This window comes from Serratia marcescens (assembly GCF_006715005.1).
In the GTDB taxonomy this organism is placed as follows: domain Bacteria; phylum Pseudomonadota; class Gammaproteobacteria; order Enterobacterales; family Enterobacteriaceae; genus Serratia; species Serratia montpellierensis.
On the sequence record NZ_VFMJ01000001.1, the window covers coordinates 3,395,875 to 3,410,304 of the forward strand.

The following is a 14,430-nucleotide window of genomic DNA, read 5'->3' on the forward strand; positions in this document are numbered from 1 at the left end:
TTCCTGATGATTCGTTAGCGTGGGTTACATCGACGGCTGCGTTGTCACCTGCAGCCGGCTGACCTGCACTACGCCCGGCGCCTGCCCCGCGCGCTCCACGGCGAGCGCGAGCACGCGGATACCGTGCTCGCGTTGCAGGGCGGCCAGCCACGACAGCAGGCTTTCGAACGGCACGGGCGGCAGCCTCACCAGCATCTCCGCGTCACTTTCCGTCAGGTCGGCGATGGGAATGCGGTACGCCTGCGCGCTCTGCCGCAGCCGCTCCGGCAGTTGCTCGCGCGCAGCGGCGCCCGGCGGCAAGCGAGCCTGCAGTTGCTGGATGACGCGTGCCTGCCCCTGCAGCGCCGCCAGCCGTTGTGCGCTTTTCTGCGCCAGTGAAAACTGATACAGGCAGTAGCCGCAGGCTACCAACAGCAACAGGCTTAACAACACCGCCCGCCGCAACGCCTTATCGCGCCATCCGATATTCATCGCTCACCTCTCACCGTCAGGACCGCCTGGTTGGGTGCGCCGCCTTCGCTGAACGTCATGCTGATCTCGCCATCGTTAACCGGTGCCGGCAGCGGCACGTCGTTTCTGTTCAGCGTCACCACCAGACGATCGTCGGCAGCGTCGAAAGCCAGCGCCTGCAGCTGCGGGGGCGCCCATAAAGCCAGTGCCCCGGCCGCGTAGGGCAGCAGCCTGAACAGCTGCGGCGCATTCAGGGCGTCTTGCATACGCCGCACCTGCGCTTTCGCCGCCTGTTCCGCAAACGCCGGCGCGGTCTGGCCAGGCAGCAGGCGCTGAGACAGTACCGCTATCCGGCTCTCGTTCTGCCGGGCCATCTGTTGGTGATGCAAACCGCCCACCAGCAGCGAACCGCTGAGCAACAGCAGCGCGCAGGCGGTCTTATCGGGCAGGCGACGCGGCCAGCGTACGCTCGATTTGAAACGCCCCTGCAGCAGCGTGGCGGGGCTGCTCCAGGCCTCTTGCGCCAGTTGCCAGAGCGGATCCTCGTCAATACGCGCCGCTTCCCAGCCCGCCGGAATCTCTCCGCCGCAGTGCAAACACCAATCCGGCGTCGGCAGCGGAGTGTAATCCCGCCAGGCATCGGGCAGCGACAAGCTCTGCCCATTCCCCGTTCGGATCAGCCAGCGATCGCGCCAGCGCAGCGCGCTGCATTGGCCCGGCAGCGGTAATGCCAGCACGTCGGGCAGCATTTTATCGGCGCGAATGCCGCAGGCGCTCAGGCGCTCGACCCAGCCCTGCATCTGCGCCAGCGCGACGCCGGCGAGGGTGAAATCACGCTGCGCCTTGCCCAGCACCGCCCAGTGCATCTGCTCGGTATCGGTCAACAGCCCGGCCTCGTGGGCGTAGGCCAAAGCCAGCGGCGTCGCCTGCCGGGCCTTACCCTGGAATGTCGTTTGTCTCAGCACCACATGACGGGCAGGCACCAACACCACCACCCGGCAGCCCTGCGCCATGGCCGCCAACTTGCCGCCGCCTTCGGTCAAATCGAGACGGGCGCCAAAGCGGCAGCGCGTCTCGCCGACGTGGCCCCAGCGCACATCGGCCATCGAGTCTTCGCTCAGCGCGATAAGCAGGATTGTGTTCGCCACCGTTTATCCCTCCCCTCTGTCGAACCGGCGTCCGCTGACCGTGATGCCTGACTGGCCCGGTTGCCACGCGCTGACAAGCCGATAGCGCCCGTCGTTCAGCGTCAGCTGCAGCTGCGCAATCCAGCGGCTGTCGTCGAACTTCAATCGCTCGTCGAGATCGTCGTCATCCAAGGCTTGCAGCGCTTTTTCCTGCGACAAAAACGTCAGCGTCTGCCAACCCTGCGGCGGGCGAACCGCCAGCAACGCCCGCAGCCGTTCACCGTTCAGGGCGTTCATCAGCATCGCCCGCAGCAGCGGCAACCGGGCCTCATCCACGGCGTCCGGGTTGATCTGCAATTCAGCATCCGGCGCCGCACAAAGCTGCGGCGCGAGGCGCAGGTATAGCTCACGATCGATACCAGCCAACTCCCGCAGTTCGCTGATATCCCCCATCAGATACCCTTCGCCATAAGCCCGGGCGACGATCGCATCGGCAATCGCACCCGCCTGCACGTCGGCGATCCCCAGGTTGTTCATTAACAGCATGAATATCCGTCTCTCCTTATTGGGGGGAGCCCCCTCGCTATCCCCGACCTCCGTTGGGCCGGCGGCGCGGATCAGGGCGTTTACGTTGAAACAGGCATCGACCCGGCGCAGGCGTATCGCCACCTCCCCCTCTTCGGTACGCATACTGAACATCGCCCCAGAGGCTCCCCAGGCCTTGCGCTGCTCTCCTGCCTGCCGCCACCGCTGTTGGGCGTAGATCTCCCCGCCCAACAGCAGCCATTTCGCTCTCAGCCGATCCTGCTGAGACTGGGTGCGCGCCAGCGAACGCTGCCAGTTGTCGTTAATATTGACCGCCACGATCGCCATCAGCGACATCATCAGCAGCACCATCAACAGCGCCATACCACGTTGTTTTTTCATCATGGCCTCGCCGAGGGCAGCGCGATGATGCGCCGTATTTCCCCCAACGCGGGGGTTTCGACGGTAATCTCCACCGCCTGCGGCAGCAGCCCACCGGCGCGCCAGGCCGTCAACCATTCGCCTTGCCGGTAAAAACGCAGGCGGAACCGCGTCACCTCCGGCAGCAACAGCACGCTGCGCGCCATCGCCTGCGGGCTGCTCAAATTCGGGTAACTGAGGCGCTCCAGCCGCCCCTGCCGGTGGCGATAGGCCACCCGTTCCTGCGTGGCACGCGGCAGCCGGGCCTGCGGATTCGGCCAGCCGCTTCGGATCAGCAACAGCTGAAAATCCGCGTCTTCCCCCTCCGCCGTCTGCAGCACCGCGAATTCCGGCGCCGCCGGCCTGCGTTGATCACCGATCGGCGCACGCACCTGCGCCTGAGCAAAATCGCGCTCGACGATCGCCAGCGCCCGTTGCAGCTGGGTCAGCTGCGTCGATTTGCGCTGGGTAATTTCGTCGTTTTTCAGCACACCCCTGAAGACCGCCAGGGCGGTGAGCGACAGCATGGCGAACAGGGCGATGGCCAGCAGCATTTCCACCAGCGTAAAACCGCGTTGCAAAGCGCGCGTCATGGCAACTCCCGATAAGCCTGCAACGCCGCCAACACGTTGCGATCCTGCGGATCGCGCCTGACTTCGATCGCGATCGCCCGCATTCCGGCGTCGCTGGTCTCCTGCCCGCGATAACGCCAGTACCAGGCCTCACCGGCCATCACCGTGGTACCCGAATGCCAGGCCAGCGTCGGCGGATGCGGATCGAGCTGCAGCAGCGTCAGCTGGTTGTCCGCGACCCACAGCGCAACGGTCTTGGCTTCGATCTCGCTCAGGCTACGCACCTGGCCGCCGGTGCTGTTGATCAGTGCCAGACAACCGATGGCGAAGATCATCAACGCCACCATCACTTCCAGCAGCGTCATGCCCTGCTGGCGTCTCATTTTCCGCGTCATCGCAACGAATGTCCGTCGTTTCAAATACGAAGTAACCGGGCGCCTGCAATCGCCACAGGCACCGCCCCTGCGACAGCGCTACGCTGAACGCCGTGGTTTCGCCCCCCGGATACAGCCACACCTGCGGCGGCCGCTCCGCCGCGTCATCGAGCGCGACGGTTTGCCCTTCAACGCTCAGCCACAGCGCGATGCCGTCCGGCAGGGCATATTCCTCCCGACGTTCCTGCCCCGTGGCAGCAACGCTGCGCCAACCGCCGCTGCCGAACGCCACGCCATAACTCACCCCTTCGCGCTCGGCCCGCTCGGCGAGGGCATTCAACCAATGGTTCAGCCGCTCCCCCTGCCGTGCCAACGCTTTCTCATCCGCCGGAAAACTCAGCATTACCAGGCCGCTGGTCACCCCCAGCAGCAGCAATACCAACATGATCTCCAGCAGCGTAAAGCCGCGTATGCGCCTCATGGCGCGTCGGCGTCGGCCACCCAGTTGCCGATATCGTCATCGGTGTCGGCGATGCCATCCGGGCCCAGAGAAAACACGTCCAGCTTGCCGTGACGCCCCGGATTGCGCAGACGGTACTCCTGCCCCCAGGGATCTTGCGGCAACCGGCGGATATAACCGTCTTCGGGATAATTTCTCGGGATCGGCGCCAGCGCCGGCCGGGTCACCAGCGCCGCCAGCCCCTGTTCCGCGCTGGGATAACGCCCGTTGTCCAGCTTGTACATATCCAACGCGTTCTCCAACGCGACGATATCGCTGGCGGCCTTTTGTCGATCGGCCTTCTCCTTGTTTCCCATCAGGCTGGGAATGGTCAGGCTGGCCAACAGCCCCAGAATGACGATCACCACCATGATTTCCAGCAGCGTAAACCCCCGCTGCCGCGACCTGCGCATCTTGCTGATATGACTCACTTTACTCTCCATTAACGGCATAATTAGCCGACCATATTATTGAGCTGCAATATCGGCTGCAGGATGGCCAAGATGATAAACAGCACCGAGCCTGCCATCGCGATCACCAATAAAGGCTCAAACAGCCCCAGCGCCAGCGTGACTTGCCGGCCGAAGGCCTCCTGCTGCATCGTCGCCGCCCGTTCGAGCATCATGTCCAGCTCACCGCTGCGCTCGCCGGACATGATCATGTGCCGCATCATCGGTGAGAACAGCGCGGTGCCCTCAAGCGACGGCGACAATCCTTCGCCCTCCCGCACTCGCTCCATCGCCGCCAGCAGCCGTTTGCGGGCGGCATCATTGCCCAACACGCCGGCGCTGATGCGCATCGCCTCCAGCAACGGCACCGCGCTGGCGTTCAAAATGCTCAGCGTTTTGGCGTAGCGCGCCGTATTCACCGCCAGTGACAGCTTGCCGACCACCGGCAACCGCAGGATGAACGCATGCCAGCGCACGCGTCGCGCCGGATCCCGCAGGCGATAGCGGAAAGCGCCAAGGCCCGTCAGCACCGATATCAGCGCCAACGCCCCCCATCGGCGCAGCCCGTCGCTGGCGCCGAGCAGCATCCGGGTCGACAGCGGCAAGGTCTGCTTCATATGCACAAACTGTTCGATCACCTTCGGCACCACCGCCGTCAACAGGATCGCCACCACGCCGATCGCCACCGCCGTCAGCACCATCGGGTACACCAGCGCCTGCACGATTTTGTTCTTCATTTGCTGGCGCTGTTCGACGTAGTCGGCCAGCCGTTCCAGCACCGGCGCCAGATGGCCGGAAATCTCACCGGCGGCCACCATGGCGCAATAGAGGCGGTCGAAAATCTGCGGATACTGTCCCAGCGCCTGCGCCAGCGGGAAGCCCTCCAGGATGCGCTGCCGCACCTGAACCAACGCCGCCTGCAGACCTTTCTTCTCCGTTTGCCGCGCCACCGCCATCAGCGCTTCCTCCAGCGGCAGCGCAGCGGACAGCAACGTCGCCAGCTGCCGGGTCAACAGCGCCACATCGCCACTGCTCACGCCGCTCATCCAGCGGCCGGCAAACATGCCGGCGAAAGCGGGCCGCCTGCGCGCTTGCACCGCCAGCACCTGCCACCCCTTTTCACGCAGGCGATCGCGGGCGTGGCGCAGAGAATCCGCCTCCAACACGCCGCGCTGGGCGCGCCCCTCACGATCGCAGGCGCGATAATCAAACTTCATCGCCGTCCCCTTCGCGCGTCACTCGCAGCACTTCCTCCAGGCTGGTCTCCCCGGCGCGCATTTTGGCGATACCATCCTGGCGCAGCGGCAGATAGCGTTCGGCGGCCAGTTTCGCGATATCCAACTCGCCCTCACCGCGATGGATCGCCATGCGCATCGGTTCATCCAGCACCAACAATTCGTGCAAGCCGATTCGGCCGTGATATCCCTGCCCACCGCAGGCCTCGCACCCCAACGGGCGCCAGCAGGTCACCGCCGGCGTCGGTGGCAGCCCCAGCAGGCGCCGCTGCGCGTCAGGCAACGCATAAGGCTCACGGCACTGCGGGCACAGCCGGCGCACCAGGCGCTGCGCCAACACGCCGCTGAGCGAGCTCGAAAGCAGAAACGGCTCGACTCCCATGTCCCGCAGCCGGGTCACGGCGCCGATCGCCGTGTTGGTATGCAGGGTCGACAGCACCAGATGCCCGGTCAATGAGGCCTGCACCGCGATCTGCGCCGTTTCACCGTCGCGGATCTCGCCGATCAGCACCACGTCGGGATCCTGACGCAGCAGCGCGCGCAGCCCGCGCGCGAAGGTCATGTCCACCTTGGGATTCACCTGCGTCTGCGCAATGCCGGCCAACTCATACTCGACGGGATCTTCGATCGTCATGATGTTGCGCTGTTCATCGTTGATCTGGCTGAGCAAGGTATAGAGCGTGGTGCTTTTGCCGGAGCCGGTCGGCCCGGTGACCAAAATAATGCCGTGCGGCTGGCGGATCAGGCGCAGCAACGCCTGCTGATGTGCCGGCGTCATGCCCAGGCTGGGCAGTTCGAGCCGCACGCCCTGTTTGTCCAACAGGCGCATGACCACGCGCTCGCCGTGGCTGGCCGGCATCACCGACACCCGCACGTCAATCGCCCGCCCGCCGACCTTCAGCGCCATGCGTCCATCCTGCGGCACGCGCTTCTCGGCGATATCCAGCTTCGACATCACCTTGATGCGCGACACCAGCAGCGCCGCCAGCTTGCGCTGCGGCGCCAAAATCCGCCGCAGCGCGCCGTCGATGCGAAAACGGATCACCAGCTCGCTCTCGTAGGTTTCGATGTGGATATCGGAGGCGCGCTCTTTGATCGCCTCGCTCAGTAAGGCGTTGATCAGGCGGATAATCGGCGCATCATCCTGTTCGTCCAACAGGTCTTGCTGCTGCGGCAGCTCCTCGGCCAGCGCGTAAAAATCCAGTTCGCCGCCCAGATCGTCGATCATTTTCTGCGCCTGGCCGCTTTCCTGCTGGTAGTGCGCCACCAGCCGTTGATCAAAGACCTCCGCTTCCAGCCGGGCCAGCGCCGGCTCGCCGGGCAGGCAGCGGTAGGCCTCCATCAATGCGGCGTGGCTCGTGTCAGGGCGACAATAAATTTGGATACCGTGCTGCCCGTCAACGGCCAGCACGCCATGCTGGCGCGCCCAGGAAAAAGGCAGCAGCGGCCCCGCAGAGCGTGGCTTCACGGGCGTGCTCCCCGCGGATAAAACGCGTCGATACTTGCAACGGTGGCGAGAAACGCCCGATTGTCGATCGCCTTCTTATCGCCGGCGATCTCGCCACGCAGTGCGTTATTCAGCTCACGATCGTCCTGTTGCTCGGCGTCGAACTTGCCTAACTTGCGTTGACTCTGTCGGGCATACCCCTCGGTGCTGCGAATGATGGTCGGGCGGATAAACAGCATCAAATTACGCTTGCTCGCTTTGGTGGCGGTCGAGCGAAACAGCGCCCCCACCAGCGGGATCTTGCCCAGGATCGGCACGCTGCTCTCCAGCTCCGAGTTGGACTTGTCCAACAGGCCGCCCACCACCACGGTTTCGCCGCTGTCCACCAGCACCGTATTGTTGACCGTGCGGATATTGAAGGTCGCTCCCAGCGAATCCGGCGTGGCGCCGGCGCTGTCGGCGACGCTGGAGACCTCCTGTTCGATCTGCATCAGCACGGACTGGCCCTGGTTGATCTGCGGTTTGACCTTGAGTTTGATCCCCACCGTCTTGCGCGACACGGTATTGAAGACGTTATCGCTATTGGTGGTTTGCGAACCGGTCAGGATAGGCACATCCTGCCCGACGCTGAATTCCGCCTCGGCGTTATCCAGCGTGACGATGCTCGGCGTGGCCAGGATATTGTTCTGATTGTTGCTGGCGATGGCGGTCAGCAATACGCCCCAGTTACCGCTGTAGAAACCGGTCATCAGGCCGTTGGCCTTGCCGAACACGTCGCTCATGCCGTTTTCGAACCCCGCCGACACCCCGGGCGCCGAGCCGGCGAACTGCGTGCCGCCCCCGTATTTGTTGGCCCACTGCACGCCGATGTTCAGCCCCTGCCCATCCTGCACTTCGACGATCACCGCTTCGACCAGCACCTGCGCGCGGCGCACATCGAGCTTGGCGACCACCGCCTCCAGATCGCGCATCACATCCGGCGCGGCGGTGATGATCAGCGCATTGGTCTGCTCATCGGCCTTGATCACCACATTTTTCAGCAGCGCCACGTTAGCGGCGGCGCTCTCCTTCTCGTTTTGCAGACCCGCACTCACGCCGGTCAGCACCTCGACCAGGCTCTGCGCCTTGGCGTATTTGAGAGGGATAACCTGGGTATTGCCCTGGGTGACGCTCTTGTTATCCAGCTGGTCAATCAGCTCCTTGGCGTGTTCGCGGCTCCGGTCATCCCCGGCGATCATCACGCTGTTGGTCCGCTCATCCGCCACCAGCCGCAGCGAGCTCGCGCCGGCCATGCGCCGCTTGCCCTCTTCGCGAAACAGTTCGTTCACCATGCGCGCGATCTCCGGCGCCGCCGCATGCTTCAGCGCGAGGGTCTCGACCCGATTGCCATCGTCCTGATCCATCTCCCTGACGAGCTCGAGCAGGCCGTTGACCACGCTGGCCCGGCCGGTGATCAACAGCGCGTTCCCCTGCTCGTAATGCGCCACGCTGCCCACGCCGATGCTGTCGTTGAGCTGGCGCAATATCGGTGAAACGTCTTTGGCCGCGATATTGCGCAGCGGTACCACGCGCATCACCACTTCATCCCCTTCGGCGATCGTCTCGCCGCCGTTTTGTGCCAGCGCGGCTCTTTTTCCCTCTTTGGCGGCGATCACCTTCAAGACGTTGTTGGGCATGCCGATGACCGTATAGCCATAAACATCCAATACGTTGAGAAAGAACTGGTAATACTGTTTCTCATCGAGCTGTTCATAGCTGCGTACCGTGACCTTACCTTTCACCGCCGGATCGATAATGATGGTTTTGCCCAGGTTCTTACTGACCGTATTGATAAATTCCTGAATGTCCGTGCCTTTGAAATTGGCGGAGAATTGCTCTGCGTGCGCCGCGCCAGCCAGCACAATCATGACGGCCACCGCCGCTAACGCGCGCCATAAGCCGGCGCTCCAGCCTGGGCCAGAACGATAAATAAAATGCGTAATCACAATGTCGCCTTATGCTATAAAACACCCCGCGCCGAAACGGCGCGCCGGCTACTCTTTAAACGTCAGCGTGGCGTAATAGCCGTTTTCGTCGAGCAGTATTTTATTTTTCACTATCCGCACGATGACGGCATTGCTGCCGGCCAGACGGTCGCCAACGCCATAACCGGTTTGCTTACCGCCATGCTCGACGATGACCAGGCTTTTTTGGGCGTTATCGCTGAACAGCAGGCCCGCTATCTTGCCAAGCGCAGCGGCTTCCGGTGCGTTAGCCAGCAGCTCGGCACCGATCGCCCATTCGCCGACTTTATACCCGTGCGCCTTTTCGCCGTCTTTCGCCGCTTGATAGCGCCCAAACCAGTGCGCGTCATTAATTTTCCCGATGTCCTCTTCCTGAGGAAAGACAATATGGCGCGCCGGCCCGCGCGCGTTTTCACGGCTCGGCTCAACGGGCGCGCCATCCCCGGCCATCATTCGCCATCCCAGCTGGAGCATGAACACCAGATTCGTCAGAAAAAAAAGAAGCATAAAAAAGTCTATCAACCGTTTGCTCACGGCACCCCCGGTTATTCAACGGTGCCAACGCTAAGCGGAAATACCGACCACCATCGCGACGGAAAACAGCAGCGTGATGACCAGGGCCACTTTATAATTCACGGCGTCCAGCCACGTTCGCCGGCGCTTATTAGCCGATGGCGGGCATCCCCCCTGCAAATTAGCGGACGCGCGCTCGCAGGCTTGAAAACTCAACATCACGCCAAATCGGGGAATGGTCTTGATCACCTCGCCGGGAATACCGTGGCGGGAGAGCAAAGAGCGGCATTGGAATATCATCTGATAATAGTTATTGTCGCTGATGGTCTCATGGTTGCAAAACCAGACTGCGCGAATAATGTCGTTCTTCTTATAAATACCGCTCAACAGGCACAGCATGAAGCGCCGCTGTAATTCGGTCATTTCAATGAGCACATTCTCTTTTTTAAACAACAGCGTTTTTTCATTGTTGTTTAATATCACCAACTCATTTTCCAACAGAGTCTCGTTCAGGGCAATGTTATGTATGTCCATCTCTCGCCTATCAGTTTAATGAAGTTCAAAGGCTCTCTGTGCCATCACCTTTGCACGCATGCGGCGAGATGCATTTTCAATGAAAATTAATGGTTCGCCGTTTCAAGAGCGGCCTCAATTAATCATGCAAAAAACATTCATGCAACTTATTTCTTTAAAATAAACAATATAAAATTAATATGGCCACATCACATCGCCTTAGATTCATTAAATCATTTAAAAACATGACGATAGCAGGTTTTATAAAATAACTAAATCACCATTAAATTTGATTAATGATGAAGAAAATAGACATTCGAACATAATAACCCATGTTATTAGTTGCGTGCTAAAAAGGCAGAAGGCGAGGATGTAAAGGGTAATATAAATACACCTTAACCTCATATAAAAAACGAGATAAAAATCAGGACTCAATATTACATAAAAACATCGGCGAGTAGGCATTGCTAAACATCAGCGTATTCTTGTCCACGCTACGAATATGATAAAACGTCGATTCATTGCTGAAAAAGTAAGTATACACCTCTTCCGGCAAGGTATCGCGCGGTGAATAATTCACCTCGCCATAGTGGAAACGATAAAAACTGCCTTGCGACACATAGCTGAAGTTAACCCGTCGGTTGACGAAATACGTCTCTTCGCCGTCGTTGGCCAGGCCCGACAGGATCATCACGCCTTTATCGCCGGACAAAAAGATGTAGTTTATTTTTAGCGACAGCTGGATGTCATCGTGTGCCGCCTGCACATCCAGCGAATTGAAATAATTGAACGTGGCGTTCGCTTCACAGGAAAATTCACCGAATTCATGATGGCTGCGGACCAGGGAATACACCACGCTGCCCGTCAACACGCACAGGCCGACCAGCGTGGCTGACAAAATATTTAATTTTTTTTCCATGCCCGGATGTACTCGCTCTCACAATTATGCAAAACGGCCGCACTGTCCTTCGTGCATTTGGCGATAAACTGGCGTCCGCTGTCTTCATTGGCATTATGAGAACGGTTAACCTTGGTAATGACAATCTCACCGGGGCGGCAGCGTTGGCCATAAAGATCCTTCCTGACCAAGAACTGCAAATAGTCGTCCTGGTGATTCTCCAAAAAATTCCCGGCATAGTAGATCGGGCAGCCGTTCACCGTACCGACGTAAGACAATACCTGCTTCTTTTCACTGTCGCGATGATGTTTGTAATAGATGAAGCACAGCGCCAGAAATGATAATGGCACGACGATCGATAAGCTGCGCAGCAGAATAAAAAAATAGTGGTGGGTGTTTTTTGACGTTGCGGTCGGCGCAGCCAAGGGCGTCGGGGCATCGGCAAGCGGTGGGGGCTCGGGTAAATCAATCCGCAGTCGGTCGATCGGTATTATTCTATTGAGTCTATACCCCTTTTTAGAGAGGGTAACGATCAGCCGTTCATTGAAACCGACAGACGTCAATGCCCGCCGCGTCAGGCTGATATATTGATTTAACGTCGCCGAAGAGGCGCTCAGGCCGTGATCGGTCCACACCTGCTGCAACAGCGTATCCCGGCTCACCGCCTCGTGGCCATGCTCAAGCAAACATTTGAATACTCTAGAATTAACGCTGGATAAGAAAACTTCTCGTCCCTTCTTTATACTCTTCAATGAACCGTTTTCAGTGTTAAATGTAATATCTTTATCAATGATATAAATCATGTTCAGCCTGACAGCGCACACGGGTTATTATTTAAACTTATTCAGCCAGTTCGACGACCGCCGCGAAGCGCGGATAGTTTTTTCGCATAGAGAATAAACAATACTAACGCCATCCCAACAGGCGTGCAACTTTAAGAATTTTCCCTATATCTCCGCCATTATTTGTCCCACAAATAACGATATAAACGCTATTTTTTTCACCGTCATCGGATCTGTTGGCAACTCTACAGGCGGAGAAGGGCAAAACGGCGCAGAGGAAAAGACGCTCGCTCGCGGCGTGCGGAATGACGCTTGTGCAGCTGTCGACAGGAAGAATAACGGGGAAAAGCGTTTTTGCGGGCCGCAAATGGGTGGGGACCCTGCCAGCTACATCCCGGCACACACGTCACCTGCTGCGGCTGCTTCCTTCCGGACCTGACCGAGTTCACAAGTTAGTGTTGCGGGAGAACCAACAGGGCCCCCATTGACGGCTTCTGTACTCCGAAGCGGTGGGCATTATCGGTGATGCCCTACCAAATAGCAAGCCAACCGGGACCAACCGCTGTTTTCTTACCCACCTGCGCTGTGGCACACTCTCCGCCTGGGTTTTGACTCGAGCAGGAACCGCAACATGCAACCAGAAGACGCCTCTTTCAGCCAGCGGGTATTCCACATCGTGGCCGCCATTCCTTACGGCAAAGTCACCACCTACGGCGAAGTCGCCCGGCTGGCCGGTTCACCGCGCGCCGCGCGTCAGGTCGGCGGCGTACTGCGGCGTTTGCCGGAAGGCAGCACGCTGCCCTGGCACCGGGTGATCAACCGCCACGGGCAGATATCGCAGCAGGGGGAGGATTTTCAACGGCAACGGCAGGCATTGCTGGCGGAGGGGATTATTTTCGGCCCGCACAGCACGGTCGATTTCGATCGCTACGGCTGGCGCTGGTAAAACAAAACAGCCTTTGGCCGAAGCGCAAAGGCTGTTGATTTCATCTTGCTGTACCGCAGTAAGATTACTGCATGGCGGTTGGCGCAGCCTGAATCGGCACACCCTGAACCGGAACCAGCAGCAGATCGGCACGCGTGCCGTTGCGATTGACCACTTCCTGGATGGTGTCGGTAATAAATATCAGTCGCCCGTTGACCGTCACCGCCGCGCTCAGAATGATACGCGCATTCGGTTGGATGTCGGACGGGTTATACGGCAGCGTAAAGCTGAACGGCGCCTGTTGCCCTTCAGTGCGTACCGCGCGCTGTGCAATCACTTTAGACGGCGCATCCGCCAGCGAGGCGTCAGAGAGAGTGACCGTCAGTACGGCGTCCGGCGGCAGCGCAATGCGCTGACGTATATTAACCGAACCTGTCACCGCCGGGCCCTGAATCTGCGTTTGCGCAGCCGCCGGGTTGCCGGCAGCCGGTGTAGGCACATCAGCACTCTTTTGCGCGCATCCTGCCAGCGTGATCGTCAGTGCCGCGGCACCGCCTACGATTTGCCAGAGTTTCATGGATCGGTCTCCTTTTTTATTATCAACACGTTGGTGGCTTTCACCACCGCACCCATTAAAGTTAGCACAAAACACTGATAAATCCACTTTGCTCCGCCTATTAATCACTTAGCCTGCCCAATGCGCTCACTATTAAGAGCATTCTCATCGGCCCTTTAACGCAAGATGTTGACGCCGCGCCGTGATATTCCGCACACTGCGCAAAATGATTATTAGAAAGGTAACAATTTTATGAGCCAGGCATTACAAAACCTCCTCGATCTGCTGGATCTGGAGAAAATCGAAGAAGGGCTGTTCCGCGGTCAGAGCGAAGATCTGGGGTTACGCCAGGTGTTCGGCGGGCAGGTGGTCGGTCAGGCGCTCTACGCCGCCAAACAGACGGTGCCGGATGATCGCAGCGTGCACTCGTTCCACAGCTACTTCCTGCGTCCGGGCGACAGCAGTAAACCCATCGTCTACGACGTGGAAACCCTGCGTGACGGCAACAGCTTCAGCGCCCGCCGCGTCAGCGCCATCCAGCACGGCAAACCCATCTTCTATATGACCGCCTCCTTCCAGAGCCCGGAAGCAGGTTTCGAGCACCAGAACCTGATGCCGGACGTGCCGCCGCCGGAAGGACTGCTGTCCGAATCAGAGATCGCCCAGAAGCTGGCGCATATGCTGCCGGAAAAAGTGCGCGAAAAATTTATCGGCCAGAAGCCGATCGAAATGCGCCCGGTGAAATTCCACAACCCGCTGAAAGGCAGCGTGGAAGAACCGCATCGCTACGTCTGGTTCCGCGCCAACGGCAATATGCCGGACGATCAACGTATCCACCAATACCTGCTGGGCTACGCATCGGACTTTAACTTCCTGCCGACCGCGCTGCAGCCGCACGGCGTAGGTTTCCTCGAGCCGGGCATGCAGGTGGCCACCATTGACCACTCTATGTGGTTCCACCGTCCGTTCCGCATGGATGACTGGCTGCTGTACGCGGTGGAGAGTTCCTCTGCCTCTGGCGCACGCGGCTTTGTGCGCGGCCAGATCTACACCCGCGACGGTGTACTGGTCGCCACCACCGTGCAGGAAGGGGTAATTCGCCAGCGCGACGCCTGATCCGCAGCATAAAGAAAGGGGCGATG

17 protein-coding genes and 1 other RNA gene are annotated in these 14,430 nt (G+C 59.7%); 2 read left to right on the forward strand and 16 right to left on the reverse strand.

What is annotated here, in order from left to right; all coding sequences use genetic code 11:
* Nucleotides 1–24: 24 nt before the first annotated feature.
* The 15 genes from FHU12_RS16525 to ffs all read right to left on the reverse strand — a co-directional run bounded on the left by FHU12_RS16525 (nt 25) and on the right by ffs (nt 12,282).
* Entirely contained in the window at nt 25–471 is a 447-nt protein-coding gene (locus FHU12_RS16525; protein WP_141970606.1) for a type II secretion system protein M, read from the reverse strand.
* Nucleotides 468–1,598: a type II secretion system protein GspL gene (gspL, locus tag FHU12_RS16530; RefSeq protein ID WP_141970608.1), complete on the reverse strand. Its 1,131-nt coding sequence runs from the start codon at nt 1,596–1,598 to the stop codon at nt 468–470. The genes FHU12_RS16525 and gspL overlap by 4 nt, the downstream gene beginning before the upstream one ends.
* A 3-nt stretch (nt 1,599–1,601) precedes the next feature.
* Nucleotides 1,602–2,504: a type II secretion system minor pseudopilin GspK gene (gene gspK, locus FHU12_RS16535; protein ID WP_141970615.1), complete on the reverse strand. Its 903-nt coding sequence runs from the start codon at nt 2,502–2,504 to the stop codon at nt 1,602–1,604.
* The gene (gene gspJ / locus FHU12_RS16540) at nt 2,504–3,115 is read right to left on the reverse strand and encodes a type II secretion system minor pseudopilin GspJ (RefSeq protein ID WP_141970617.1); all 612 of its coding nucleotides are present in this window, start codon (nt 3,113–3,115) and stop codon (nt 2,504–2,506) included. Before gspJ ends, gspK begins: the two co-directional genes overlap by 1 nt.
* Nucleotides 3,112–3,477, reverse strand: coding sequence for a type II secretion system minor pseudopilin GspI (gspI, locus tag FHU12_RS16545; protein WP_260440736.1), 366 nt, complete (start codon nt 3,475–3,477; stop codon nt 3,112–3,114). Before gspI ends, gspJ begins: the two co-directional genes overlap by 4 nt.
* Nucleotides 3,371–3,949, reverse strand: coding sequence for a prepilin-type N-terminal cleavage/methylation domain-containing protein (locus FHU12_RS16550; protein WP_141970621.1), 579 nt, complete (start codon nt 3,947–3,949; stop codon nt 3,371–3,373). The genes gspI and FHU12_RS16550 overlap by 107 nt, the downstream gene beginning before the upstream one ends.
* Nucleotides 3,946–4,380 carry a type II secretion system major pseudopilin GspG gene (gene gspG / locus FHU12_RS16555; RefSeq protein ID WP_047730782.1) on the reverse strand — a complete coding sequence of 145 codons (435 nt, stop codon included), beginning with the start codon at nt 4,378–4,380 and terminating at the stop codon, nt 3,946–3,948. The genes FHU12_RS16550 and gspG overlap by 4 nt, the downstream gene beginning before the upstream one ends.
* Before the next feature lie 41 nt (nt 4,381–4,421).
* Nucleotides 4,422–5,633, reverse strand: coding sequence for a type II secretion system inner membrane protein GspF (gene gspF, locus FHU12_RS16560; RefSeq protein WP_141970624.1), 1,212 nt, complete (start codon nt 5,631–5,633; stop codon nt 4,422–4,424).
* Nucleotides 5,623–7,119 (reverse strand): type II secretion system ATPase GspE, encoded by a 1,497-nt coding sequence (gspE, locus tag FHU12_RS16565; RefSeq protein WP_185742324.1) that lies wholly within the window; start codon nt 7,117–7,119, stop codon nt 5,623–5,625. Before gspE ends, gspF begins: the two co-directional genes overlap by 11 nt.
* Entirely contained in the window at nt 7,116–9,005 is a 1,890-nt protein-coding gene (gene gspD / locus FHU12_RS16570; RefSeq protein ID WP_141970626.1) for a type II secretion system secretin GspD, read from the reverse strand. The genes gspE and gspD overlap by 4 nt, the downstream gene beginning before the upstream one ends.
* Nucleotides 9,006–9,131: 126 nt before the next feature.
* Nucleotides 9,132–9,635 (reverse strand): type II secretion system protein N, encoded by a 504-nt coding sequence (locus FHU12_RS16575; protein WP_141970628.1) that lies wholly within the window; start codon nt 9,633–9,635, stop codon nt 9,132–9,134.
* A 30-nt stretch (nt 9,636–9,665) separates the two neighbouring features.
* Complete coding sequence (locus FHU12_RS16580) at nt 9,666–10,148, reverse strand: winged helix-turn-helix domain-containing protein (RefSeq protein ID WP_141970630.1); 483 nt, start codon at nt 10,146–10,148, stop codon at nt 9,666–9,668.
* A 403-nt stretch (nt 10,149–10,551) separates the two neighbouring features.
* Nucleotides 10,552–11,046 (reverse strand): FidL-like protein, encoded by a 495-nt coding sequence (locus FHU12_RS16585; protein ID WP_141970632.1) that lies wholly within the window; start codon nt 11,044–11,046, stop codon nt 10,552–10,554.
* A complete protein-coding gene (locus FHU12_RS16590; protein WP_141970634.1) occupies nt 11,031–11,828 on the reverse strand; it encodes a winged helix-turn-helix domain-containing protein in 798 nt (265 codons plus the stop codon). The genes FHU12_RS16585 and FHU12_RS16590 overlap by 16 nt, the downstream gene beginning before the upstream one ends.
* Nucleotides 11,829–12,185: 357 nt before the next feature.
* Nucleotides 12,186–12,282: signal recognition particle sRNA small type (ffs, locus tag FHU12_RS16595), an RNA gene on the reverse strand.
* A gap of 156 nt (nt 12,283–12,438) precedes the next feature.
* On the opposite strand from ffs, the gene FHU12_RS16600 reads away from it, so the two are divergent.
* Nucleotides 12,439–12,753: an MGMT family protein gene (locus FHU12_RS16600; RefSeq protein WP_033642088.1), complete on the forward strand. Its 315-nt coding sequence runs from the start codon at nt 12,439–12,441 to the stop codon at nt 12,751–12,753.
* A gap of 64 nt (nt 12,754–12,817) precedes the next feature.
* Here FHU12_RS16600 and FHU12_RS16605 read toward each other — a convergent pair whose 3' ends face one another.
* Complete coding sequence (locus FHU12_RS16605) at nt 12,818–13,309, reverse strand: YbaY family lipoprotein (RefSeq protein ID WP_141970636.1); 492 nt, start codon at nt 13,307–13,309, stop codon at nt 12,818–12,820.
* 231 nt (nt 13,310–13,540) lie between these two features.
* Here FHU12_RS16605 and tesB point away from each other — a divergent pair, with 231 nt between their 5' ends.
* The gene (gene tesB / locus FHU12_RS16610) at nt 13,541–14,404 is read left to right on the forward strand and encodes an acyl-CoA thioesterase II (RefSeq protein ID WP_141970637.1); all 864 of its coding nucleotides are present in this window, start codon (nt 13,541–13,543) and stop codon (nt 14,402–14,404) included.
* The last annotated feature ends 26 nt before the right edge of the window (nt 14,405–14,430 follow it).

Excerpts from the sequence above, each read along its gene's own strand:
- FHU12_RS16525 (WP_141970606.1), bottom strand. The coding sequence starts at position 471 with ATGAATATCGGATGGCGCGATAAGGCGTTGCGGCGGGCGGTGTTGTTA.
- gspK (WP_141970615.1), bottom strand. The coding sequence starts at position 2,504 with ATGAAAAAACAACGTGGTATGGCGCTGTTGATGGTGCTGCTGATGATG.
- gspJ (WP_141970617.1), bottom strand. The coding sequence starts at position 3,115 with ATGACGCGCGCTTTGCAACGCGGTTTTACGCTGGTGGAAATGCTGCTG.
- gspI (WP_260440736.1), bottom strand. The coding sequence starts at position 3,477 with ATGAGACGCCAGCAGGGCATGACGCTGCTGGAAGTGATGGTGGCGTTG.
- FHU12_RS16550 (WP_141970621.1), bottom strand. The coding sequence starts at position 3,949 with ATGAGGCGCATACGCGGCTTTACGCTGCTGGAGATCATGTTGGTATTG.
- gspG (WP_047730782.1), bottom strand. The coding sequence starts at position 4,380 with ATGCGCAGGTCGCGGCAGCGGGGGTTTACGCTGCTGGAAATCATGGTG.
- gspF (WP_141970624.1), bottom strand. The coding sequence starts at position 5,633 with ATGAAGTTTGATTATCGCGCCTGCGATCGTGAGGGGCGCGCCCAGCGC.
- gspD (WP_141970626.1), bottom strand. The coding sequence starts at position 9,005 with ATGATTGTGCTGGCTGGCGCGGCGCACGCAGAGCAATTCTCCGCCAAT.
- FHU12_RS16580 (WP_141970630.1), bottom strand. The coding sequence starts at position 10,148 with ATGGACATACATAACATTGCCCTGAACGAGACTCTGTTGGAAAATGAG.
- FHU12_RS16585 (WP_141970632.1), bottom strand. The coding sequence starts at position 11,046 with ATGGAAAAAAAATTAAATATTTTGTCAGCCACGCTGGTCGGCCTGTGC.
- FHU12_RS16590 (WP_141970634.1), bottom strand. The coding sequence starts at position 11,828 with ATGATTTATATCATTGATAAAGATATTACATTTAACACTGAAAACGGT.
- FHU12_RS16600 (WP_033642088.1), top strand. The coding sequence starts at position 12,439 with ATGCAACCAGAAGACGCCTCTTTCAGCCAGCGGGTATTCCACATCGTG.
- FHU12_RS16605 (WP_141970636.1), bottom strand. The coding sequence starts at position 13,309 with ATGAAACTCTGGCAAATCGTAGGCGGTGCCGCGGCACTGACGATCACG.
- tesB (WP_141970637.1), top strand. The coding sequence starts at position 13,541 with ATGAGCCAGGCATTACAAAACCTCCTCGATCTGCTGGATCTGGAGAAA.